This window comes from Streptomyces sp. NPDC086519 (genome assembly GCF_040686075.1).
GTDB lineage: Bacteria > Actinomycetota > Actinomycetes > Streptomycetales > Streptomycetaceae > Streptomyces > Streptomyces shenzhenensis.
This window is the reverse complement of sequence record NZ_JBFBJL010000013.1, coordinates 34,452-56,827: the sequence shown is the minus strand read 5'-3', so window position 1 is coordinate 56,827 and position 22,376 is coordinate 34,452. Positions and strand designations below refer to the sequence as shown.

18 protein-coding genes and 1 pseudogene are annotated in these 22,376 nt (G+C 71.2%); 13 read left to right on the top strand and 6 right to left on the bottom strand.

From position 1 onward, the window contains the following. The first annotated feature begins 198 nt into the window (after positions 1-198). The 3 genes from AB0P24_RS14680 to hutH all read left to right on the top strand — a co-directional run bounded on the left by AB0P24_RS14680 (position 199) and on the right by hutH (position 4,022). A complete protein-coding gene (locus AB0P24_RS14680; protein ID WP_365793806.1) occupies positions 199-993 on the top strand; it encodes an enoyl-CoA hydratase-related protein in 795 nt (264 codons plus the stop codon). 254 nt (positions 994-1,247) lie between these two features. Next, positions 1,248-2,393 carry a sensor domain-containing diguanylate cyclase gene (locus tag AB0P24_RS14675; RefSeq protein ID WP_365793804.1) on the top strand — a complete coding sequence of 382 codons (1,146 nt, stop codon included), beginning with the start codon at positions 1,248-1,250 and terminating at the stop codon, positions 2,391-2,393. A gap of 90 nt (positions 2,394-2,483) precedes the next feature. Further along, the gene (hutH, locus tag AB0P24_RS14670; protein WP_365794016.1) at positions 2,484-4,022 is read left to right on the top strand and encodes a histidine ammonia-lyase; all 1,539 of its coding nucleotides are present in this window, start codon (positions 2,484-2,486) and stop codon (positions 4,020-4,022) included. 172 nt (positions 4,023-4,194) lie between these two features. Here the strand turns inward: hutH and AB0P24_RS14665 are convergent, their stop codons facing one another. Further along, complete coding sequence (locus AB0P24_RS14665) at positions 4,195-4,521, bottom strand: hypothetical protein (protein WP_365793802.1); 327 nt, start codon at positions 4,519-4,521, stop codon at positions 4,195-4,197. 109 nt (positions 4,522-4,630) lie between these two features. Between AB0P24_RS14665 and AB0P24_RS14660 the strand changes: the two genes are divergently transcribed. The 5 genes from AB0P24_RS14660 (at position 4,631) to AB0P24_RS14640 (ending at position 12,697) form a co-directional block, all read left to right on the top strand. Then, positions 4,631-4,972 carry a hypothetical protein gene (locus AB0P24_RS14660; RefSeq protein WP_365793800.1) on the top strand — a complete coding sequence of 114 codons (342 nt, stop codon included), beginning with the start codon at positions 4,631-4,633 and terminating at the stop codon, positions 4,970-4,972. 209 nt (positions 4,973-5,181) lie between these two features. Further along, the gene (locus AB0P24_RS14655) at positions 5,182-6,441 is read left to right on the top strand and encodes an Ig-like domain-containing protein (protein ID WP_365793798.1); all 1,260 of its coding nucleotides are present in this window, start codon (positions 5,182-5,184) and stop codon (positions 6,439-6,441) included. 253 nt (positions 6,442-6,694) lie between these two features. Then, positions 6,695-8,194: an ABC transporter permease gene (locus tag AB0P24_RS14650; protein WP_365793796.1), complete on the top strand. Its 1,500-nt coding sequence runs from the start codon at positions 6,695-6,697 to the stop codon at positions 8,192-8,194. 279 nt (positions 8,195-8,473) lie between these two features. Then, on the top strand, positions 8,474-9,157 hold the full coding sequence (locus AB0P24_RS14645) for an ABC transporter ATP-binding protein (protein ID WP_365793794.1): 684 nt from the start codon (positions 8,474-8,476) through the stop codon (positions 9,155-9,157). A 231-nt stretch (positions 9,158-9,388) separates the two neighbouring features. Next, on the top strand, positions 9,389-12,697 hold the full coding sequence (locus AB0P24_RS14640; RefSeq protein WP_365793792.1) for a S8 family peptidase: 3,309 nt from the start codon (positions 9,389-9,391) through the stop codon (positions 12,695-12,697). 78 nt (positions 12,698-12,775) lie between these two features. Here the strand turns inward: AB0P24_RS14640 and AB0P24_RS14635 are convergent, their stop codons facing one another. After that, the gene (locus AB0P24_RS14635) at positions 12,776-13,678 is read right to left on the bottom strand and encodes a helix-turn-helix transcriptional regulator (RefSeq protein WP_365793790.1); all 903 of its coding nucleotides are present in this window, start codon (positions 13,676-13,678) and stop codon (positions 12,776-12,778) included. Positions 13,679-13,853: 175 nt separating this feature from the next. Between AB0P24_RS14635 and AB0P24_RS14630 the strand changes: the two genes are divergently transcribed. Then, complete coding sequence (locus AB0P24_RS14630) at positions 13,854-14,897, top strand: NAD(P)-dependent alcohol dehydrogenase (RefSeq protein WP_365793788.1); 1,044 nt, start codon at positions 13,854-13,856, stop codon at positions 14,895-14,897. A 168-nt stretch (positions 14,898-15,065) separates the two neighbouring features. Continuing rightward, positions 15,066-15,449 carry a VOC family protein gene (locus AB0P24_RS14625; protein WP_365793786.1) on the top strand — a complete coding sequence of 128 codons (384 nt, stop codon included), beginning with the start codon at positions 15,066-15,068 and terminating at the stop codon, positions 15,447-15,449. On the opposite strand, the gene AB0P24_RS14620 is transcribed toward AB0P24_RS14625, so the two are convergent. Beyond that, on the bottom strand, positions 15,431-16,231 hold the full coding sequence (locus AB0P24_RS14620; RefSeq protein ID WP_365793784.1) for a hypothetical protein: 801 nt from the start codon (positions 16,229-16,231) through the stop codon (positions 15,431-15,433). The two genes, AB0P24_RS14625 and AB0P24_RS14620, sit on opposite strands and share 19 nt — an antisense overlap. Positions 16,232-16,265: 34 nt before the next feature. Then, positions 16,266-17,372, bottom strand: a complete 1,107-nt coding sequence (locus AB0P24_RS14615) for a serine hydrolase domain-containing protein (protein WP_365793782.1) — start codon at positions 17,370-17,372, stop codon at positions 16,266-16,268. Between the two features lie 275 nt (positions 17,373-17,647). Between AB0P24_RS14615 and msrA the strand changes: the two genes are divergently transcribed. Beyond that, positions 17,648-18,160: a peptide-methionine (S)-S-oxide reductase MsrA gene (gene msrA / locus AB0P24_RS14610; protein WP_234535239.1), complete on the top strand. Its 513-nt coding sequence runs from the start codon at positions 17,648-17,650 to the stop codon at positions 18,158-18,160. Between the two features lie 228 nt (positions 18,161-18,388). Next, a complete protein-coding gene (locus AB0P24_RS14605; RefSeq protein WP_365793780.1) occupies positions 18,389-18,886 on the top strand; it encodes a hypothetical protein in 498 nt (165 codons plus the stop codon). 64 nt (positions 18,887-18,950) lie between these two features. Here AB0P24_RS14605 and AB0P24_RS14600 read toward each other — a convergent pair. Together AB0P24_RS14600 and AB0P24_RS14595 are read right to left on the bottom strand one after the other, a co-directional pair. Beyond that, positions 18,951-19,070, bottom strand: a pseudogene (locus tag AB0P24_RS14600) (threonine dehydratase); the annotation flags it as partial. 65 nt (positions 19,071-19,135) lie between these two features. Then, on the bottom strand, positions 19,136-20,422 hold the full coding sequence (locus tag AB0P24_RS14595) for a bifunctional GNAT family N-acetyltransferase/ATP-binding protein (RefSeq protein WP_365793778.1): 1,287 nt from the start codon (positions 20,420-20,422) through the stop codon (positions 19,136-19,138). A 383-nt stretch (positions 20,423-20,805) separates the two neighbouring features. Here AB0P24_RS14595 and AB0P24_RS14590 point away from each other — a divergent pair, with 383 nt between their 5' ends. Further along, positions 20,806-22,320 carry a lysyl oxidase family protein gene (locus AB0P24_RS14590; RefSeq protein WP_365793776.1) on the top strand — a complete coding sequence of 505 codons (1,515 nt, stop codon included), beginning with the start codon at positions 20,806-20,808 and terminating at the stop codon, positions 22,318-22,320. Positions 22,321-22,376: the final 56 nt, after the last annotated feature.

Sequence of the window (22,376 nt, the reverse complement as noted above, 5' to 3'; positions counted from 1 at the left end):
GGCCGCGCGCCCCCGATGTGCCGTGGCGAGCGCACGTTATGCGTTTCCCTGGGGCGTGCGCCGGGAGTCTCCCGGGATGTCACTCGAACGGGGGTGTCAGGACCGGTCGGTGCCTCTTTCCCTCGGGCCGTCCCGCTGCGATGATCGAGGAGTTAACAGGCGTTAACTCGTAGGCGGGTCGAGCGGAGGGTGACTGACATGAGCGAGGAGCGGTACGGGGAGTTCGTGCTGGTGCGGCGGCACGGGCACGTCGCGGAGCTCGTGCTGGACCGGCCCAAGGCGATGAACGCGGTGTCGATGGCGATGGCCCGCTCGATCGTCGCCGCGTGCGCCGCGCTCGGCGGTGACCGGGACGCGCGCGTGGTGGTGGTGACCTCGTCGCACGAGCGGGCGTTCTGCGTCGGCGCCGACCTGAAGGAGCGCAACGCGATGACCGACGCGGAGCTGCTCCGGTCGCGGCCGCTGTCGCGCGGGGCGTACACCGGTGTGCTGGAGCTGCCGATGCCGACGATCGCCGCCGTGCACGGCTACGCGCTCGGCGGGGGGTTCGAACTGGCCCTGTCCTGCGATGTGATCGTGGCCGACGACACGGCCGTGGTGGGCCTGCCGGAGGTGTCGGTGGGCGTGATTCCCGGCGGTGGCGGCACACAGCTGCTGCCGCGCCGGGTGGGGGCCGCCAGAGCGGCCGAGCTGGTCTTCTCGGCGCGGCGGGTGGAGGCGCCGGAAGCGCGTGAACTGGGCCTGGTCGACGAACTGGTGGCGGCGGGGCAGGACCGGGAGGCGGCGCTGGCGCTGGCCGCGCGGATGGCGGCGAACTCGCCGGTGGGGCTGCGGGCGGCGAAGCGGGCGCTGCGGCTGGGGCACGGGCTGGATCTGCGGACGGGACTGGAGGTCGAGGACGCGGCATGGCGGACGGTGGCGTTCTCGGGGGACCGGGCGGAGGGGGTGGCGGCGTTCAACGAGAAGCGCCGGCCGGACTGGCCGGGGGAGTGAGCGCGGGGGAGTGGGGGCCGGGGGTGGGACGCTTGCCGGCGCTTGCCGGGTGCCGCTGCGCCCACCCGTGCCGCCCCAGCGGCACGACTGCCCGCAGCCAGGTCCAGGGGCGCGGGGCTGAGTCGATGTGCGGCTCCGCCGCGTGGGCGCGACCAGCTCCCACCGGGCCGCGGTCGGCGACGAAACAGGTCGTCGCCGCACCTGTTCGCCGCACCAATGCCCCGAATAAGGTAAATCGTCCCTAACCTGGAGTGATGGGTGAGGACAACCGGCTCGCCGCCGTCGTGGCGCTGGCCCAGGGCATGGCCGCGGCACACACCCCACGTGAGTGCTGGCACGCCGCCGCGGCCGGTGCCTGCCGCGCGCTGGACGGCAGTTTCGCCGCGCTCTCCGTCTGGGAGCGCGAGCTCGGCCGGCTCCGGGTCCTCGTGAACGTCGGCGAGCGTGCCCCGGACGAGGAGGAGTTCCCGGAGACCGAGGCCTATCCGGTGCACCAGTTCCCGGAGATCGCCGAGTTCCTCCACGAACGCTGGGCGGGCGGCGGGGGCCCCAACGCCTGGGTCGAGACGGCCGAGGGTCCCGCCGCCGGCCGCCCCGGTTACTCGCACCAGCGCGTCGCCGCCCTGCGCCGCCGGGGCCGCGGCTGCTGCCTGGTCGCCCCGATCGTGCTGCACGGCAGGGCCTGGGGCGAGTTGTATGTGGCCCGCGCCGCCCACGCCCCTGTCTTCGGCCGGGCCGACGCCGACTTCGCCACCGTCCTCGCCTCCGTCGTCGCCGCCGGGATCGCGCAGACCGAACGTCTTGAGGAGGCGCGCCGGCTCGCGTACACCGACGCGCTGACCGGGCTCGCCAACCGCCGGGCCGTCGACGTGCGCCTCGACGAGGCGATCGAGCGGCACCGCGTGGACGGGTCCGTGGTCAGTCTCGTCGTCTGCGACCTCAACGGGCTGAAGAAGGTGAACGACACCTGCGGGCACGCCGTCGGGGACCGCCTTCTCGAACGGTTCGGCTCGGTGCTGTCGCTGTGCGGGGCGATGCTCCCGGGCGCGCTCGCCGCGCGGCTCGGCGGGGACGAGTTCTGTCTGCTGGCCCTCGGCCCGGCGGCCGACGACGTGGTCCGGGCGGCCGACGAACTCTGCCGCCGGGCCGGGGAGTTGGAGCTGGGGGAGGGGGTCGCGTGCGGGGTTGCCTCGACCGCGGACCCGATCGGGCCGGTGCGCTCGGGGCGCCGGCTGTTCCGGCTCGCCGACGCGGCCCAGTACCGGGCCAAGGCGCTGCGCGCGCGGCGGCCGGTGGTGGCGGGGCGGGAGGGTCCGGACGACCCGGTCGTACGGCTGGCGGACGCGCCGCCGCCGGAGCGGGCCGAGCGGCGGAGCTTCCGTGGGCGCCGGGGGCTGTGACACTCGGGCTGTGACGTACAAGTAAGGGGCAACCCGGTGCCCCAGTAGTGACAGCGGCCGCATTCAATGCGTACGCTCCTGAATATGGATATGCACACTGTGGTGGTGGGGACGTCCGGTGTCACCGCGTCCGACGTTCTCGCCGTGGCGCGCGGCGGCGCCCGGATCGAACTGTCCGCGGAGGCGGTCGCGGCCCTCGCGGCGGCCCGCGAGATCGTGGACGCGCTGGCGGCCAAACCGGAGCCGGTCTACGGCGTCAGCACCGGCTTCGGCGCCCTGGCGACCCGGCACATCAGCCAGGAGCTGCGGGCGCAGTTGCAGCGCAACATCGTCCGCTCGCACGCGGCCGGAATGGGGCCGCGGGTGGAGCGGGAGGTCGTACGGGCCCTGATGTTCCTGCGGCTGAAGACCGTCTGCTCCGGACACACCGGTGTGCGTCCCGAGGTCGCCCGGACCATGGCCGACGTGCTCAACGCCGGCATCACCCCGGTCGTGCACGAGTACGGCTCCCTGGGCTGCTCCGGGGACCTGGCCCCGCTGTCGCACTGCGCCCTCACGCTCATGGGGGAGGGCGAGGCCGAGGGCCCCGACGGGGTCGTGCGGCCCGCCGGTGAGCTGCTCGCCGAGCACGGGATCGCCCCCGTCGAACTGCGCGAGAAGGAGGGGCTCGCGCTCCTCAACGGCACCGACGGCATGCTGGGCATGCTGGTCATGGCCCTCGCCGACCTGGACATGCTGTACAAGTCCGCCGACGTCACGGCCGCGTTGAGCCTTGAGGCGCTGCTCGGCACGGACAAGGTCCTCGCGCCCGAGCTGCACGCCATCCGGCCGCATCCGGGGCAGGGCGACAGCGCCGCCAACATGCTCGCGGTGCTCCAGGGCTCCCAGCTGACCGGGCATCACCAGGACGACGCGCCGCGCGTCCAGGACGCGTACTCGGTGCGGTGTGCTCCGCAGGTCGCCGGCGCCGGGCGGGACACGCTCGCGCATGCGCGGCTGGTCGCCGAGCGGGAGCTGGCGTCGGCCGTCGACAACCCGGTGGTGCTGTCCGACGGGAGGGTCGAGTCCAACGGCAACTTCCACGGGGCGCCGGTCGCCTACGTCCTGGACTTCCTCGCCATCGCGGTGGCCGACCTCGGGTCCATCGCCGAGCGGCGGACGGACCGGCTGCTGGACAAGAACCGCAGCCACGGGCTCCCGCCGTTCCTGGCGGACGACGCGGGTGTCGACTCCGGCCTGATGATCGCCCAGTACACGCAGGCGGCGCTGGTCAGCGAGCTGAAGCGGCTTGCCGTTCCGGCGTCGGCCGACTCGATCCCGTCCTCGGCGATGCAGGAGGACCACGTGTCGATGGGGTGGTCGGCCGCGCGCAAACTGCGGACGGCGGTGGGGAATCTGGCGCGGGTCATCGCCGTCGAGCTGTACGCGGCGACCCGGGCGATCGAGCTGCGGGAGGGGCTGGCGCCGGCGCCGGCGTCCCGGGCCGTGATCGATGCGGTGCGCGCCGCGGGGGTGCAGGGGCCCGGGCCGGACCGGTACTTGGCTCCCGACCTCGCCGCGGCGGAGGAGTTCGTGCGGGGCGGGGGAGTCGTGGCGGCGGCGGAGAAGGTGACGGGGGCGCTGCGCTAGCTCGGCCGCGGGCGCGTGGGGGCTGGTCGCGCCCGCGCGGCGGCAGCCGCATATCGACACAGCCCCGCGCCCCTTGGTTTCTCTCCTGGGCCCCTCTTGGCGGGTGCCGGTGCCGGTGCCTGTCGTGCTCGTGGGTCGTTGGTCGGCTCTCCGGTCAAGGGGGCCAAGGCGCCTAAAATTCCAGCCGTTCCCGGCGCACGGAGTAGACCACGAAGCCGGCGCCGACCGCGAGGAAAAGGGTGCCGCCGATGACGTAGGGCGTGGTGTCCGGGCTGCCGGTGTCGGCGAGTTGGGTGGCGTCGCCGGCGGCCTCCGAGGTGGCCTCGGACAGCGCTCTGGCCTGCTGCGTGACACGGGTCGCCGTACTCGCCGCACTCTCCGACGTGCCGGTTCTCGCCGGGGCGTCCTGGGAGGCGTGGGCGGACGGGACGAACCACAGTGCGCACAGGAGCGTGCCTGCGGCGGTGGCGGTCAGCAACGGGCGGCGAGCGGATGACACGGAATATCGATCCCCTTGTGACGCTGGCGAATTGGCCGTGTGGGCCGATGTTAGTGAAAATCGAGGGTCACGGGAAAGTCACGGGACGTTTCGGCCGTACGCTCCCGCCATGAGCACTCCAGAGACATCACGTTTTGTACGGCTTCGGGTGGAGCTGGTCCTCGAGGTGGAGGACGACGACGAGATCACCCAGACCGCGCTGCGGCGGATCGCCGAGGATCCCGAGCTGCCCGGCGAGGAGCGGACGCGGGCCGAGACCGCTGTGACGGAAGACACCGCCGAGGCGCTCGCCTATCTCGTCGACCCGTTCGACCTGGTCAGCGGGGTGCCCGGGGTCGAGCTCCAGCAGGCCTCCTGGTCCAGCGAGCGGATTTCCTATGATCCGGATTCGCCGGACTGGGATCTCGACGAGGATGATGACGAGGGCGACGACGAGGACGGCATCGGCTGAGCGATCCGGGGAACCGGTGACCCCGGGCGGCAACCGCCGTCCGGGGTCTCGTCGTCTCAGGGGGTGCGCGGCCCGGCCCCTTCCGCGCCGGCCGCCCCTGCGGACGTGGTGTGTCCCACAGATCCGAAGAATGTGGAACGGGACGGCACGGCCGCGGCGTTGAGGTTTCTTGACGGGGGACTCTCGGTGTGTTCGCGGACTCGGCAACGATGGAGAAGCGTGTGATGACGGACAGTAAGCGGCGCAAGGGCCTGATGGCCGCGTCCGCACTGCTCGGCGGTGTACTGGTGCTCACGGCGTGTTCCGGCAGCGACGACAAGTCGTCCGGCAGCGGTGAGAGCTCGCAGTCCCAGGCGGACGCGGCGGCGGCCAAGAAGTCGTCCCAGGCCGACATCACGATCACGCCCAAGGACGGCTCGGACAACGCGTCCATCAACAACTCCGCCGCCGTCACCGTCAGCAAGGGCTCCCTCACCGGCGTGACGATGACCACCGCCGACGGCACGGCGGTCCCCGGCACCCTGTCCGCGGACAAGACGAGCTGGAAGCCCAACGCCCAGCTGGAGCGGTCCACCACCTACAAGGTGGCCGCCGAGGCCAAGGACTCCGCCGGTCTGGTCGCGCATGAGAACGCGACCTTCACCACGGTCTCCCCGGCCAACAGCTTCATAGGCACCTTCACCCCCGAGGACGGCTCGACCGTCGGCGTCGGCATGCCCGTGTCGATCAACTTCGACAAGCAGATCACCGACAAGGCCGCCGTCCAGAAGGGCGTCACGGTCACCTCCAGCAGCGGCCAGGAGGTCGCCTGCCACTGGTTCTCCACCCAGCGCATGGACTGCCGTCCCGAGACCTACTGGAAGGAGAACTCCACCGTCACGCTGAAGCTCGCGCTCGACGGTGTCGAGGGCGCCTCCGGGGTCTACGGCGTCCAGCAGAAGACGGTCACCTTCCACATCGGGCGCAACCAGATCTCCTACGTCGACGCCAAGACCAAGGAGATGAAGGTCACCGAGGACGGCAAGACCGTCAAGACCATCCCGATCTCGGCCGGTTCGCCGGAGCACACCACGTACGAAGGCATCATGGTGATGTCCGAGAAGTACAAGCAGACGCGTATGAACGGCACCACCGTCGGCTTCACCGACAACGACGGCAAGGCCGAGTACGACATCAAGGACGTCCCGCACGCCATCCGCCTCACCAACTCCGGCACCTTCCTGCACGGCAACTACTGGGGCGCCAAGTCCGTCTTCGGTTCCGTGAACACCAGCCACGGCTGTGTGGGCCTGTCCGACACCAAGGGCGCCAACGACACCACCACGCCGGCCTACTGGATGTACACGCACTCGATCGTCGGCGATGTCGTGGTCGTCTCCCACACCGGCGACAAGACCGTGGCCCCCGACAACGGCCTCAACGGCTGGAACATGAGCTGGGCCGAGTGGAAGGCCGGTTCGGCCGTCTGAGCCACCGCGCACCGTCCGCACGCCACACGGAAGGCGGCCGCCCCCCGGGGACGGCCGCCTTCCGCGTCCGGTCAACCGGTCCGACGCCCGCTGAGGTGACGGAGCGTCGGCTGCCGGAGCCCGGCCGGGTGTCCGCGTGGCGGACGGCGCTGACAGCCCGGTGCGGGGCTGTTCCTGGCCTGCGTACAGCCTTCTCATGCATCTCTTATTTAGGCCTTATCGAGCCATCACGGTGCGTCCCTACCGTGCGGTCATGTTCTTCACCTACCTGAGGCGCGAACTGCGCCGCCGCAGAAAGGCGGCTCTCGTCGTCGCCTCCGGCCTCGCGCTGGGCATCGCACTGGTCATCGTGGTCAACTCCGTGTCCAACGGCATGGGGAAGGCGCAGGACAAGGTCCTCCAGTCGCTGTACGGCCTGGGTACGGACATGACGGTCACCAAGGCCGCGTCGGCGTCCACGAGCGCCTCCCAGCGGCCCCGCTTCAACTTCGACGCCCAGAACAACGGCTCGTCGAGCACGCAGAGCAGTGACCGCGTCATGGTCCAGGGCTTCACCACCCTCGCCTCCACCACGGTCACCAAGGTCGGCGACCAGAAGGGCGTCGCGACCGCGGTCGGCGGGCTGAACCTCAACGTGGTCAAGATCAGCGGCCAGTTCACCCGGGGGCAGTTCCAGCAGAACCAGGGCTCCGGCGGCAACGGCAACGGCGGCGGCTTCGGCGGCGGTGGCGAAGGCCAGCCGCAGGGTGAGGTCAAGGGCGGCGGTGCCAACTTCGACGTCAACTCGTACACGGTCTACGGCACCGACGTCACCCAGACCGGGATCGGCCCGCTGACCTCGTCGAAGATCACCAGCGGCCGTACCTTCAAGACCACCGAGACGGACGCCAAGGTGCTGGTCGCCGACTCGGCGTACGCCAAGCAGAAGAAGTACAAGGTCGGTTCGACCGTCACCATCAACAAGGTCAAGTTCACGATCATCGGCATCGCGACGGCCGACAGCGGTGACGCGGCGGCCAACCTGTACATGCCGCTGAAGCAGGCGCAGACGCTCGCCGACGAGAAGAACAAGGTCACCACGATCTACGTCAAGGCGACCGACTCCAAGCAGATCTCCTCGGTGAAGAAGACCATCCAGAGCAACGTCTCGGGCACCACGGTCACCACCTCCGCCGACCTCGCGGACACGGTCTCCGGCTCGCTGTCCACGGCGTCCTCGCTCGCCACCAACGTCGGCAAGTGGCTGTCCATCGCGGTGCTCGTGGCGGCGTTCCTGGTCGCCGGCCTGCTCACCTCCTCGGCGGTCTCCCGCCGCGTCCGTGAGTTCGGCACGCTGAAGGCGCTGGGCTGGAAGTCCGGCCGGGTCACCCGGCAGGTCATCGGCGAGGCCATGGTCAACGGTCTGGTCGGCGGTGCGCTCGGTATCGCGCTCGGCCTGGCCGGCGCGTACGTCGTCACCTCGATCAGCCCCACGCTGGAGGCGTCCCTCGGCAGCGGCGGTGGCGGTGGTGGCGGCACCGGTGGTGGCGGCACCGGTGGTGGCGGGTTCGGCGGTGGTGGCGGCGGCTTCGGCGGCGGTCCCGGCCGGCAGGCCGCCAAGACCCTGGAGGTCGCCCTCACGGCCCCGGTCAGCGTCACGACGATCGTCCTGGCGGTGGGCCTTGCGGTGGCCGGCGGCCTGATCGCGGGCGCGTTCGGCGGCTGGCGCGCGTCGAGGTTGCGGCCCGCGGACGCGCTGCGGCGGGTCGAGTAGCCGACGTCGGCTGTGGCTGGGGCGGGGGTGTCGCTCGCCCGCGCTTGCGGGGTGCCGCTGCGCCCACCCTCCCCCACGCTCGGCTTCGCTCGCGCGGGGGGACCCCCATCGCCCCTGCGGCACGCCTGCCCGCAGCCATGCAACTGACGCGACAGCAGCGCCCCGTAAGGGGCGCGGGGCTGAGTCGATGTGCGGCTCCGCCGGGTGGGCGCGACCAGCCCCCACCCACCCGCAGTCGACAACGCACCGCCCCACCACGAACCCCTCCCAGGAGCCACCATGTACGAACTCAGAAACGTCACCAAGCTCTACGCACGCGGCAAGGACATCGTCCGGGCCCTCGACGGGGTCGACCTCACCATCGCCGACGGCGACCGCCTGGTCATCCAGGGCCCCACCGGCGGCGGCAAGTCCACGCTGCTACAGATGCTGGGCGGACTGGACCGTCCGACCTCCGGCGAGGTCGTCCTCGACGGTACCGACCTGGCCAAGCTCTCCGAGGCGAAGCTCACGTCGGTCCGCAGCGCCGGCATCGGCTTCGTCTTCCAGTCGTTCAACCTGATCCCGACGCTCACCGCGCAGGAGAACGTCGAGACCGCCCTCGTCCCGCTCGGCGTCAAGACCAAGGAACGGCGTGAACGCGCCGCCGAGGCCCTGACGTCGGTCGGTCTCGGGGAGCGCCTCGGCCATCTGCCCGGCGAGATGTCCGGCGGCCAGCAGCAGCGCGTCGCCATCGCCCGGGCCCTGGTCAAGCAGCCCAAGGTGCTGCTCGCCGACGAGCCCACCGGCAACCTCGACGAGGGCATGCGCGACGAGATCATGGACGTACTGGACCGCATGTGGAAGGAGCACGGGCTGACCTTCATCATGGTCACCCACGACTCCGCGATCGCGAAGAAGGCCCCGCGCCTCGCGACCATCCGCAAGGGCAAGATCACCGTCAAGGAGAACGCGGGCGCATAACACCGCGGCGGCCCGTGCGACCGCGCGGTTGTGTAACGGTGTTCGCCCCGGCGGGTAACAGTTCTCACGTACTCCTCTCACCGGTCTCTCATCTATTGAGCCTGCTGATCACCCCCCGGCATACTCCGTGTTCCGGGGGGTTGACGCATGTGCGTACGAGGCTTTCCCCGGCCGGGTGAACGGGGAATTCACCCGGGACACCGTCTCCCAGGGGGAGTCTTGCGCAGACAAGTGAAAAGAGCCGCCGCGGCCACGGTGGCCACGGCGGCGGCCGTCGCGCTCGCCGCGGGCATGACCAGCCCGGCCTCGGCGAAGCCGGAACCGCGCGCCGCCACGGCCGCGGCCGCCGCGTCGCTCGCCGCCAAGCACCACGTCACCCTGATCACCGGTGACCGGGTCGCCCTCGACGCCAAGGGGCGCGTCGTCGGCCTGGAACGGGCCAGGGGACGCCAGCACATACCCTTCCGGATCAGCAAGGTCGGCGGGCACACCCTCGTCGTCCCGGGTGACGCCGTCCAGCTGGTGGCCTCCGGCAAGCTGGACCAACGGCTCTTCGACGTCACCGAGTTGAACAAGGCCGCGACCCGCAGGGCGCAGCAGAACGGCCTGAAGGTCATCGTCGGCTACAGCGGTGCCGCCACCGCGACCAAGGCCGACGTCCGGGACGCGGGCACCCTGCGGCACAGCCTGAAGGCGCTGAACGCGGACGCCGTGCAGACCCCGGTCAAGGACACGCCGGAGCTGTGGGACGCCGTCACCAACGGGGACAAGGCGGCCTCCGGTATCGCGCACGTCTGGCTCGACGGCGTCCGCAAGGCCAGCCTGGACAAGTCCGTGCCGCAGATCGGCGCCCCCACGGCGTGGGCCGCCGGTTACAACGGCAAGGGCGTGAAGATCGCCGTCCTGGACACCGGTGTGGACACGACCCACCCGGACCTCAAGGACCAGGTGATCGCGTCCAAGAACTTCACCTCGGCCGCCGACGCCTCGGACCACTTCGGCCACGGCACGCACGTCGCGTCCATCGCGGCCGGTACCGGCGCCAAGTCGCACGGCAAGTACACGGGTGTCGCGCCCGGCGCGAAGATCCTCAACGGCAAGGTCCTGGACGACACCGGCTCCGGTGACGACTCCGGCATCCTCGCCGGCATGGAGTGGGCGGCGGCCGAGGGCGCCTCCGTCGTCAACCTCAGCCTCGGCGGGTACGACACCCCGGAGATCGACCCGCTGGAAGCGGAGGTCAACAAGCTCTCCGAGCAGAAGGGCATCCTGTTCGCGATCGCCGCGGGCAACGAGGGCCCCGAGTCGATCGGTTCGCCGGGCAGCGCGGCCGACGCGCTCACCGTCGGCGCCGTCGACGGCAACGACAAGCTGGCCGACTTCTCCTCCACCGGTCCCGCCGCCGACGGCTCCATCAAGCCGGACGTCACCGCGCCCGGCGTCGACATCACCGCGGCCGCGGCCAAGGGCAGCGTCATCGACCAGGAGGTCGGCGAGAACCCGCCCGGCTACCTGACCATCTCCGGTACCTCGATGGCCACCCCGCATGTCGCGGGCGCCGCCGCCATCCTCAAGCAGGAACACCCCGACTGGGGCTTCCAGGAGCTGAAGGCGGCCCTGACCGGATCCGCGAAGGGCGGCAAGTACACGCCGTTCGAGCAGGGTACGGGCCGGATCGCCGTCGACAAGGCCATCAAGCAGACCGTCATCGCCGACCCGTCGTCGGTGAACTTCGGTGTGCAGCAGTGGCCGCACACCGACGACACCCCGGTCACCAAGCAGCTGACCTACCGCAACCTCGGCACCAAGGACGTCACCCTCAGCCTCGCGGCGACGGCCACCGACCCCAAGGGCGCGGCGGCCCCGGCCGGCTTCTTCACGCTGGGCGCGACCAAGGTGACCGTCCCGGCGGGCGGCAAGGCCACCGTCGACCTCACCGTCAACACCAAGCTGGGTGGCACCCTCGACGGCGCCTACTCGGCGTACGTGACGGCGACCGGCGGCGGCCAGAGCGTGCGCACGGCGGCCGCGGTCCAGCGTGAGGTGCAGTCGTACAGCGTCACCGTCAAGCACATCGGACGCGACGGCAACCCGACCGGTGTCTACAGCACCGACCTGACGGGCTACTCGGGCCTCGGCAACGGCCGCGACTACGTCGTGCCGGTCTCCGACACCGGGACCGCCACATTCCGGGTGCCGAAGGGCACGTACCTGCTCGACGCCTGGATCGCCAAGGACTTCACCACCTTCGACGGCGGCATCGACTGGCTGGTCAACCCGAAGCTGAGCGTCACCAAGGACCTCACGCTCACCGTCGACGCCCGCACCACCAAGTCCGCCGACATCACCGTGCCGGACGCCCAGGCCACCCCGCACTCGGCGACCGTCGACTACATGTACGAGCCGGCCGGCATCGGGTTCGGCATCGGCTTCGACACCTTCGACAAGATCCGGGTCGCACCGCTGGGCGGCGAGGTCGCGAGCGGTCTGACCCAGACCTGGAGCGGCCAGTTCACCAAGGGCGCCGACGAGGAGTACGACGTCGCCACCAGCGCCCAGGTCAAGAAGCTCCAGGGCGACAAGGTCCGGCACTTCAAGGCGAGCGAGCTCGCCACGGTCAAGAACTCCGTGGGCGCCTCGGCCTCCCACAAGACCGGCTCGGTCGCCCCGTGGGGCATCGTCGGCGACGACCTCGTCATGGGCGACGCGGTGGAGCAGAAGCTGCCCGGCACCCGCACCTTCCACCTCTCCACCGCCGACGGCGCCCAGTGGGCCTTCGACGTCACCCAGTACAGCGGCCACGACGCCCAGGGCCTGCCGATCGCCGACGCCTTCTACACGGTGGACGCCGGGAAGGCGTACAAGGCCGGCCAGTCCTACCGGAACACCTTCAACACGGCCGTCTTCGGTCCGCACCTGAGCAGCCAGTACGGTCTGTTCCGGACCGACAACCAGATCTTCGGCGTGGTTCCGCTGTTCTCCGACAGCGCCAAGCACCCCGGGTCCTCCGCCTTCCTCTCGGTGAACACCACCCTGTACCGCAACGGCACCAAGGTGGGCTCCAACCAGGACCCGCTCTTCGGCGACGGCGTGTTCACGGTGCCGTCCGGTGACGCCGAGTACAAGCTGACCACCTCGGTCATCCGCTCGGTCAAGGTCGCCGCCGCCTCCACCCGGATCGACGCGAGCTGGACCTTCCACTCGAAGAAGCCCGGCAGCGGCAGCCCGCTGGCCCAGCTCCCGGCCTCCACTGTCCACTTCGGCGCCCAGACCGGCCTGGACAGCCGCGTCGAGGCGGGCAAGACCGTCACCTTCCCGGTCACCGTCGAGGGCGCGGCCGCGGGCCGCAACCTCAAGTCCCTCACGGTCTACGTGTCCTACGACTACGGCCAGACCTGGAAGAAGCTGACGGTGAGCCACGGCAAGATCACCGTCAAGAACCCGGCCAAGGGCAAGGCCATCTCGTTCCACGCCAAGATCGCCGACAAGAAGGGCAACAAGTCGACGATCTCCATCTACAACGCGTACTACGCCAAGTGAGCCGTAGCCGCTGAGTAGCACCCAGCGAGCGGCCCGCCGGAAGCGCGGCTTCCGGCGGGCCGTTCTCCATGCCCGTGCTCAGGGCGCCGGGGTGACCCGGCTGGCGTCCGTGCCCCAGCTGGCCAGCAGGCGCAGCGCCTCGGCCGACGCCGACCCCGGCTCCGCGTGGTACGTGACCAGGGCCTGGTCCAGGTCACCGGCCATGCGGAACGACTCGTAGTGCAGGAACAGCTCACCCACCAGCGGGTGCTGCATCCGCTTCACCCCGTACGACTTCTCCTTGACGTCGTGGGTCGCCCACAGCCGGCGGAACTCCTCGCTCTTGACCGAGAGCTCGCCGACCAGCGCGGACAGCCGGGTGTCGTCGGGATAGCAGCCCGCGTCCATCCGCAGCTGGCACACGATGTCGATCGCCTTCTGCTCCCACTCCACGAACAGCTCGCGGTAGTCGGGCCGCAGAAACGTCAGCCGCGCCCAGTTGCGCTCCGCCGCCGGCAGCTCCGCCCAGTCGCCGAAGACCGCCGCCGCCATCCGGTTCCACGCCAGGATCTCCGAGCGCCGCCCCACGATGTACGCCGGCACGCTCTCCATCGAGTCCAGCAGCTGCCCCAGCGACGCCCGCACCTGCTGGGGTCGCGCCGACGCCTTCTTCTTGTGCTGCTTGCCCTTGGCGAGATGCGTGAGATGCGCGTGCTCCGCGTCGGTGAGCCGCAGTGCGCGGGCGATCGAGTCCAGCACCTCCGCCGACACGTTCTGCCCGTTGCCCTGCTCCAGGCGCGTGTAGTACGCCACCGACACCCCGGCCAGCTGCGCCAGCTCCTCGCGCCGCAGCCCCGGCACCCTGCGGTGCCGCCCGAAGTCCGGCAGCCCCACGTCCGAGGGGCGCAGCCGGGCCCGCCGGGTGCGCAGGAACTCGCTGAGCTCGGCACGCCGGTCCAGCGGCGCGGAGGGGGAGGCGGGGGGCAGGGGCCGGTCTTCCATACCTCCAGTATTCACGGTCGTACGCACCGGAACCTGACCCCGCCAGTGGTAGGCACGGCAGACGTACGCAGAGGCGGGGGCTGGGTGGCGGACGTAGCGTGGGGGAGTCTGGAAAGGCGCCCGGGACGGAAGAAGGCAGCCGGGCGCGAAGGACATCCTTAGGAGAACCCCCCTCATGACCACTGTTGCTGCTTATGCCGCGCCCGCCGCGAAGGCCCCGCTGGAGCGGACCACGATCGAGCGGCGCGCGGTCGGCGAGTTCGACGTCCTCATCGACATCGAGTTCGCCGGTATCTGTCACTCCGACATCCACCAGGCCCGCGAGGGCTGGGGTACGGCGATCTTCCCGATGGTGCCCGGTCACGAGATCGCCGGCGTCGTCTCGGAGGTCGGCCCGGGTGTCACGAAGTACGCGGTGGGGGACCGGGTGGGCGTCGGCTGCATGGTCGACTCCTGCCGCGTGTGCGACAACTGCAAGGCCGGTCTCCAGCAGTACTGCACCGGCGGCGGCCCGACCTGGACGTACAACGCCGTCGGCAAGGACGGGCAGCCCACCTACGGCGGCTACGCGCAGAAGATCGTCGTCGACGAGAACTACGTCGTCCGCATCCCGGACGGCCTTCCCCTCGACGTCGCCGCCCCCCTCCTGTGCGCCGGCGTCACCACCTACTCCCCGCTGAAGCACTGGAACGCCGGTCCCGGCAAGAAGGTCGCGGTCGTCGGTCTCGGCGGTCTGGGCCACATGGGCGTGAAGATCGCCGCCGCCCTGGGCGCGGAGGTCACCGTCCTGTCCCAGACGCTCCGCAAGAAGGACGACGGCCTGAAGCTGGGCGCGACGCACTACCACGCGACCAGCGACCCGCAGACCTTCCAGGACCTCAAGGGCACCTTCGACATCATCCTCAACACGGTGTCGGCGCCGCTCGACTTCGACGCCTACCTGTCGCTGCTGCGCACCGACGGCGCGATGGTGAACGTCGGCATCCCGGAGGAGCCGGTCCGCGTCCTCCTCTCCTCCGTCTTCGGCCACCGCCGCGTGCTGAGCAGCTCCAACATCGGTGGTATCCCGGAGACCCAGGAGATGCTCGACTTCTGCGCCGAGCACCGCCTGGGCGCCGAGATCGAGCTCATCAGCGCCGACCAGATCAACGAGGCGTACGACCGGGTCGTGCGCAGCGACGTCCACTACCGCTTCGTGATCGACACGGCGACGATCTGAGTCACTCGCGTCTGCCGGGCGGACACGGCGGACAGGGGCCGCCGGGCAGGGCGGACAGGGACCGCCGGCCAGGAAGGCCGGCGGTCGCCTGACTCCGACGAGCACCAGCCAAGGCCGGCCTTACCTTGGCTGGTGCCGGGGTTACGTTGGACGGGAGGAGGTCCCACGATGACCGTGAATCTGAACCACACCATCGTCGCCGCACACGACAAGCACGCGTCGGCCAGGTTCCTCGCCGACATCCTCGGCCTACAGGTGAGCCCGGAATACGGCCCGTTCGTCCCGGTCGCACTGCCGAACGGCGTCACCCTCGACTACCTGGACACCCCCGGGAGGATCCCGCCGCAGCACTACGCCTTCCTGGTCTCCGAGGACGACTTCGACGAGATCTTCACCCGGGTCCGGGAGGCCGGCCTCAGCTACTGGGCCGACCCGTCCCACAGCCGTCCCGGCGAGATCAACACCAACGACGGCGGCCGCGGCGCCTACTTCGACGACCCCGACGGCCACCGCCTGGAGATCCTCACCCGCCCCTACGGCAGCGGCGGCTGACCCACCGGGACGGACTCGCCGGGCGCGTACGACCGTACGACCGCACCCGCCCCGCCACCGGTACCCGCGTCGCCGGTACCCGCGTCGCCGTCGTCCGCCGGCCGTACGACATGGACGCGCCCGCGGCCGCCGACCCGGCCCCGCCCGTCCGCCACCTCCAGCACGGTGTTCTCGTCGACCGCCACGCCGTACGGCACCGACCCGCGGGCCACGGCCGCGACCAGCCGCCCCAGCGTGCCCCACTGGGCCGCGTGCACGTCCACCGCGAAGGGGACCAGACCGAGGCCCGGCCGGACCTCGACCTCTTCCAGGTCCTCGGAGGTGTCCGGCGGGCAGACCGGGACACCGTCCGTCAGCCAGCCGCCGACCACGGCCCGCCGCGCGGCGAGCGCGGCACCGGCGGAGAACCCGGCGTACGGGATGCCGCGCTCGGCGAGCAGCCCGGTCAGCCGCTCGGCATCCGCCGCGAACGCGTCCTGGTACGCGGGCGTGAGCCCACCGCACACCAGCAGCCCGTGCACGCCGTCCGCCGACGAGGCGTTCTTCAGCAGGTCGTCCGGCTCGAACCGCTCGCCGAGCGGCACCAGCAACGGCACCGGCACACCCGCTCCGGCCCCCGCGCTCCGCAACGCCTCCGCGTACCGCTCGAACTGCTTCTCGCCGTCCCCCTCGTCGACGATCACGCATCCGACCCGGCGGCCCTCACCCACGGCCCGCAGGAACGGCCTGTACACCTCGGGCGCGTCCCAGCCCCCACCGATGAGGAAGACCCCACCGTTCATTACCTCTCCTCCTTCTCCTCGGTCTCCGTGCCGCTCAGGCCCGCAGTCCCTTGATCCCGTCCTGGGCGGCCATGACCAGCTCGATGCCCCGGTTGTCGGCGGCGGGCTCGCGCATCTGGTTCGTCACGTACGCCATCGCCAGCCGCTCGTCGGGGTCGACCCAGACGAGCGCGCCGCCCCAGCCGCCCCAGCCGAGGGCGCTGCCGAAGAGGCCGTAGCCGAGGCCGTAGCGGGCCGGCATGCCGAGGACGCGGTCCTCGCCCTCGAACTGCACCTGCCGCGCCCGCTCACACCCCTCGGGGGACAGCACCCGTACCCCGCCGACGGTTCCGCCGCAGGCCAGCAGCGACTGGACGAGGGCGACCGAGCGGGAATTGCCGTAGCCGCTCGCCGCGGGGATCTGCGCGCGGCGCCAGGCGAGGCTGTTGCCGTCCCGGACCCGGAGGGCGGTGGCACGGGTGGGGGCCGCGTCCCGGCCCGGCGCGGCGGCCGTGTACTCCTCGTCCTTGCCCGGCGGCGGCACGGTCGGCGCCACCCGCCGGTCGTCCTCGGGGCCGAGGCCGATGTGGAAGTCCGCGCCCAGCGGCCCGGCCACCTCCGCGGCGAAATACTCGCCCACGCTCAGCCCGGTGATCCGGCGCAGCACCTCACCGACCAGAAAGCCCTGGGTGAGCGAGTGGTACCCGGCCGCGGTCCCCGGCTCCCACTGCGGGGCCTGCCCGGCGAGCCGGCCCGTGGCGGTCGCCCAGTCGTACAGCTCCTCGACCGGCCCCTCCCAGTCGGGCAGCCCGGCGGTGTGCGACAGCAGATGCCGCACCAGCACGTTCTGCTTGCCGGCCGCGGCGAACTCGGGCCAGTACCGCGCGACCGGCGCGTCCGGGTCCAGGCCGCCCCGGTCGATCAGGACGAGCGCGCACAGCGCGGTCATCGTCTTGGTCACGGAGAACACGTTGACGATCGTGTCCCGCTCCCAGGCCCGGCCCCGCCCGGCGTCGGCGAACCCGCCCCACACGTCCACCACCGGCTCCCCGTCCACGAAGACGGACACGGCACCTCCCACGTCGCCGTCGTCGAGCAGCGCGGCGAGGGCGGTGGGCACGGCGGTGAACAGCTCGTCGTAGGAGCCATGGATGTCGGCCATGTAGGCCATTCAGCCCGCGGGGGCGGGCCGCGGCAACCGAATATCCGCCCCGGAAGGCCGGCGACGTTGTCCGGTCCGGGGTCTCCGGCCCCGGCGGCGGACCCGCAGCCGCCCCCCTGACCCGGGCAGCGCCCGGCTGGACAGGCACGGCGCGTGGAATCGCCGGAGGCCCCCACGCGTTGAGGGGGGTGGCACCGGAAGACGACGGTGTGCGGGCCGAGAAGCCCGAGTCACCCGGCCGAGAGTATGGGCCGACGAGTATTGGAGGGGCCGCGATGACTGCGCAGACGCAGCGGGCCGTGCTGGCGGGCGGATGTTTCTGGGGGATGCAGGACCTGATCCGCCGGCTCCCGGGCGTGACGGCGACCCGGGTGGGTTACACCGGGGGCGACGTGCCGAACGCGACGTACCGCAACCACGGCACGCACGCGGAGGCCATCGAGATCCTTTTCGACCCCGAGAAGACGGACTACCGCGCTCTCCTGGAGTTCTTCTTCCAGATCCACGACCCGAGCACCAGGAACCGCCAGGGCAACGACATCGGCCTCAGCTACCGGTCGGCGATCTACTACGTGGACGACGAGCAGAAGCGGATCGCCGAGGACACCATCGCGGACGTGGACGCCTCCGGCCTGTGGCCGGGCAAGGTGGTCACCGAGGTGGAGCCGGTCGGCCCCTTCTGGGAGGCCGAGCCCGAGCACCAGGACTACCTGGAGCGCTACCCGGACGGCTACACCTGCCACTTCCCCCGCCCGGGCTGGAAGCTGCCCGCCCGCGCGGAGGGCTGACCGCGAGGCGGCCCGGCGAACGGCGGAGCCCCACGACCGCGGCTCCGCGCCCGGGCCGCGACTCTGAACCGGGCCGCGGCTCCGTGACGGGGGTGTGGTTCTGAGTCCGGCGGTGGCTCCGTGGCTCTGGGCCGGGCGGTGGCTCGGCGACTGGGCGGCGGGTTCGCGACCGGGCCGTGGCCCGACCCGGCGCGGGTCCCCGAGGCACCCGCTTGGGACACTGTCGTCATGGACACCACACCCGAGCAGATCAGCGCCCGGACAGCGGCCGCCTGGACGGTCGCACTGGCGGTCCTCGGAGGATTCACCGGCTACGCATGGGACGGCCCCTTCCTCGCCGTCACCTGTGCCCTTTCCCTGGCGGGCGGCGGTGCTGTCGGCACTGTCCTGTCCCGCCGCCGGATCATGACGGCCGTCCAGGAGGGCCAGGGCAAGGCCGCCGCGCACGGATACGCCGACGGAGTCGCGGACATGATGGTGCTCGGGATATCGGCGTACAGGGCCGCCGTCTTCCCGCTGTCCGGCCCCGACGCGGTGGACGCAGCCGAACGCGTGGCGCGCCGCAAGGCCGCCTACCGCCTGACCGCCGCCGACGGCCTCCCCCACCAGATCCGCGAGGCCGCGGCCGCCGCCCTCGAGGCGATCGACGACAGGGACGGCCACGGGACCCGGTCCGCCATGGCGGACCTCATGGAGGCTGTCCGGAAGCACCGTCCGACCCTGTGAACGACAGTCGTATGGGGCCGCCGAGTCGACCACTGGTGGTGCGCGGAAGAGGACTCGGTGGACGACGAGCTTCGAGGACCGCCGCGAGACCGAGCGCGGCCGACGGTTCGACGACGAGGCCGGCGTGGTCGAGGAGCATCCGCATGCCGGTGACGATCGAGGCCTCCCGCACCAGGACGGCGTCGGCGATGGTGCCGACCGGCCCGGTGGTGGCCCCCGACCCGGCCCTGCGCCCATGGCCGGCACGGGTCAGAGCCGGCTGTACTTGTCGATGTCCTCGGTGAACTCCTCGATCGTGTGCGGGGTGAGGGTCGGCCGGGTGTCACCGATGGCGGTCATGTAGTCCTCGGTGGTGGCCGCTCGCCCTTGGCGATGCGTGACCTCGTATTCGAAGGCTGCCTGGGCGCCCTTGCGGGCGGCGAATTCGATGTCGGCGGGGGTGAACAGCTCGCTGGCCTCGACCAGTCGGCCGAGATCCACCGAGTCGGCCGAGGCTCTGAGATAGCGGGCCCAGATCGCCGCGCGGGCGGTGGGATTCGGCGGGCCGATGGGGATGACGTAGTCGAACCGGCCCGGTCGCAGGAACGCCGCGTCCAGGGAGCGCACCGAGTTGGTGGCACAGGCCAGCAGCCGCGCGTCGTGCTCGCGGAAGACGGGGATGAGCTTGAGCAGTTCGTTGGTCACCCCGTGCCCGGGGTCGACCGCCTTCCCGGAGCGCACACCGGCGATCTCCTCGACCTCGTCGATGAAGAGCAGCACGGAGTCCAGTTCCGCCAAGTCCGCGAAGGCCTCCCGCAGCGCCACGGCCAGTCCCTCGTTCGTGTCGGCCGCGAGCCGGGAGGGGAAGAGCTCCACGAACGGCCAGCCGAGCCGCGAGGCCACTGCCTTGGCGAAACTGGTCTTTCCGGTGCCGGGCGGCCCGAACAGGATGATCGACTTGGGCGGGGCGACGCCGTAGCGCTCCGCCAGCGCCGGCTCGGTCAGCGGCAGTACGACACGGCGCTCGACGATCTCCTTCTCCCGCTCCATGCCGGCCATGGCGTCCCAGAGCCCCTCGGGCAGCAGGCGCCCGCCCAGCGCGGCGAGGACGTCGGCGTTGGCGGCTCCGGGCGGTTCCAGCTTCTCGTAGTAGGTCAGGTCGGCGCGGGAGTGGTAGCCGGAGTTCTCCAGCGCCTTCGTCCCGGCGGCACCGGGAGGCAGCAGGGCGCTGACGTGGCGTACCCCCAGTGCCCGCAGCCGCCGTTCCAGCTCGGTGAGGAGCGCGCTGCCGATCCCGCGCTCGCGCCATCGTGAGGCGAGCGCCACCAGCAGGATCCATCCCCGCTTGTCGTGAGCCTGTGCCACGGCCATGCCCACCAGTTGGTCACCGACCACCGCGACCACCGCCGTCTGACCCGTCTTCGCCGCGGCCATCACCTCGGAGACCGGAAACACCCGGTGCTCGTCGGCCTGGCGGCTCTGGTCCCAGATCTGAATGGCCTGGTCGAGATCGTCGTCGTGATAGTCACGCAGATGCCAAGCGGGCATCGCCACCACCTCACGGGCGCGGAATTCCCATTGTCGCCTATGGGGGGCTTTGTAGCGAACTCGGCCGGCGCTCCTGCGCGCCTGGACGAGGGTCCGGCCGCCACGTGCTCAGCCTTCTACGGGGCCACGCCGATGCGGCGGGCCTGCGTCGTCGCGTCACCCTCAGGCCGGGGCCCGCGCCGGTCTCCGGGATTCCCTCCGGCGCGGACGCGGAGGAGCGGCCGTCGATGACGGGGCTGACATCGGGCAACAAGCCCAAATTCAGGGCGACTTCTGCTTGCCAGGCAACCTGAGCCGACTTCTCGCACTGTTCACAGATGACACACAGGCACCTCCTCGCGTGCCTGCACGACGTGCACTGCTCGTCCCGACCAGACGCAGAAAGAGCACCCATGACCAGACACCACCCCAATGCCGTACGGCGTTCGGCGATCACTGCCGCTGCCGTCCTGACCGCCGTTGCCGCCGGCACTCTCGCCGCGCCCGGCGCCGGGGCGGCGACCCCGGCGGGTACACCGAAACTCCAGCTGATCGCCGCTTCCCCCTCGGTGACAGTCGACCGATGGGACGGCGAGCCGGGGGTCTACCTGGACCTCGGCACCTACATCACGGTCGACGGGGGACCACTCGAACTGCGGGTGAAGCGCAAGTCCTACAACGACCCCGTCGTCGCGTCGCAGGTGATCCGCTCCGGTGGCCGGACGCTGACCAGGACCCTGCCGAAGGGCCTGGTGACGGACTTCTCGGGTCTGCCGGGCTTCCTCAACGTCACCATCAGCGACGCGTCGGGCGCGAAGGTGGCCGACACCACGCAGTCGTTCTGCCCCAACAACCGGGCGGGCCGGATCCGGCCGGACGCCGCGGCCACCTCGAAGTACCCCGACGGCTGCTCGGACAACCCGTTCACGCTCGGCGGGGTGTGGGGGGTCGACAAGGGCTGGGCGGCTGCCACGTCCCAGGGCTTCCGCGACAACAACCCGATCGACCTGCCGGCCGGCGTCTACACCGCGAAGGTGTCGGTGGCGAAGAAGTACCGCGCCCTGTTCGGCATGCCGGACAAGACCCAGACCATCAAGGTGACGGTCCGCGCGCAGACCTCTGGCGGGGGCCAGGGGCTCACTGGTCTCGGGCGCGGGCAGAAGAACGTGTCGAAGAGCCCGAAGCCGGCGGCCACCCGCCCGGCCGGCAAGGCGGCCGTCCCCGCCGACGCGCCCAAGCCCGACCTGCGTGCCCTCCCCGCGTACGGCATCGCGATCACCGACGGCGGCGGGGAGGGAGCCGCCCCGGGCAAGGACTACCTCGCCTTCAGCGCCACCGTCTGGAACGGCGGCCCCTCGCCGCTGGTCGTGGACGGGTTCCGTAAGCCCGGCGCGGAGAAGATGGACGCGTACCAGTACTTCTACGACAGCAAGGGCAAGCAGATCGGGTACACGCCCACCGGCACCATGGAGTGGGACCCGCGGGAGGGCCACCAGCATTGGCACTTCAGCGACTTCGCCAGCTACCGGCTGCTCGGCGCGGACAAGAAGGAGATCGTCCGCAGTGGCAAGGAGGCGTTCTGCCTGGCCAACACCGACGCCATCGACTACACCGTGAAGAACGCCAACTGGCACCCGTACAACACCGACCTTGCCACCGCCTGCGGTGAGGAGACCTCCATCTCGGTGCGCGAGGTGCTCGACGTCGGAAACGGCGACACCTACAGCCAGTACCGGCCCGGTCAGTCCTTCGACGTCACGAACCTGCCGAACGGGACCTACTACATCCAGGTCATCGCCAACCCTGACAACCGGCTCAAGGAGCAGAGCAAGACCAACAACGTCACGTACCGCAAGGTCGTCCTCGGCGGCACGCCGGGGGCCCGTACGGTGACCGTCCCGAAGTACGGCGTCATCGACGCCCCCTGACCGCTTGGCGGGCGGGGGCAGACGCCTCCGCCCGCTCACCAGCACGACGCCGGAAG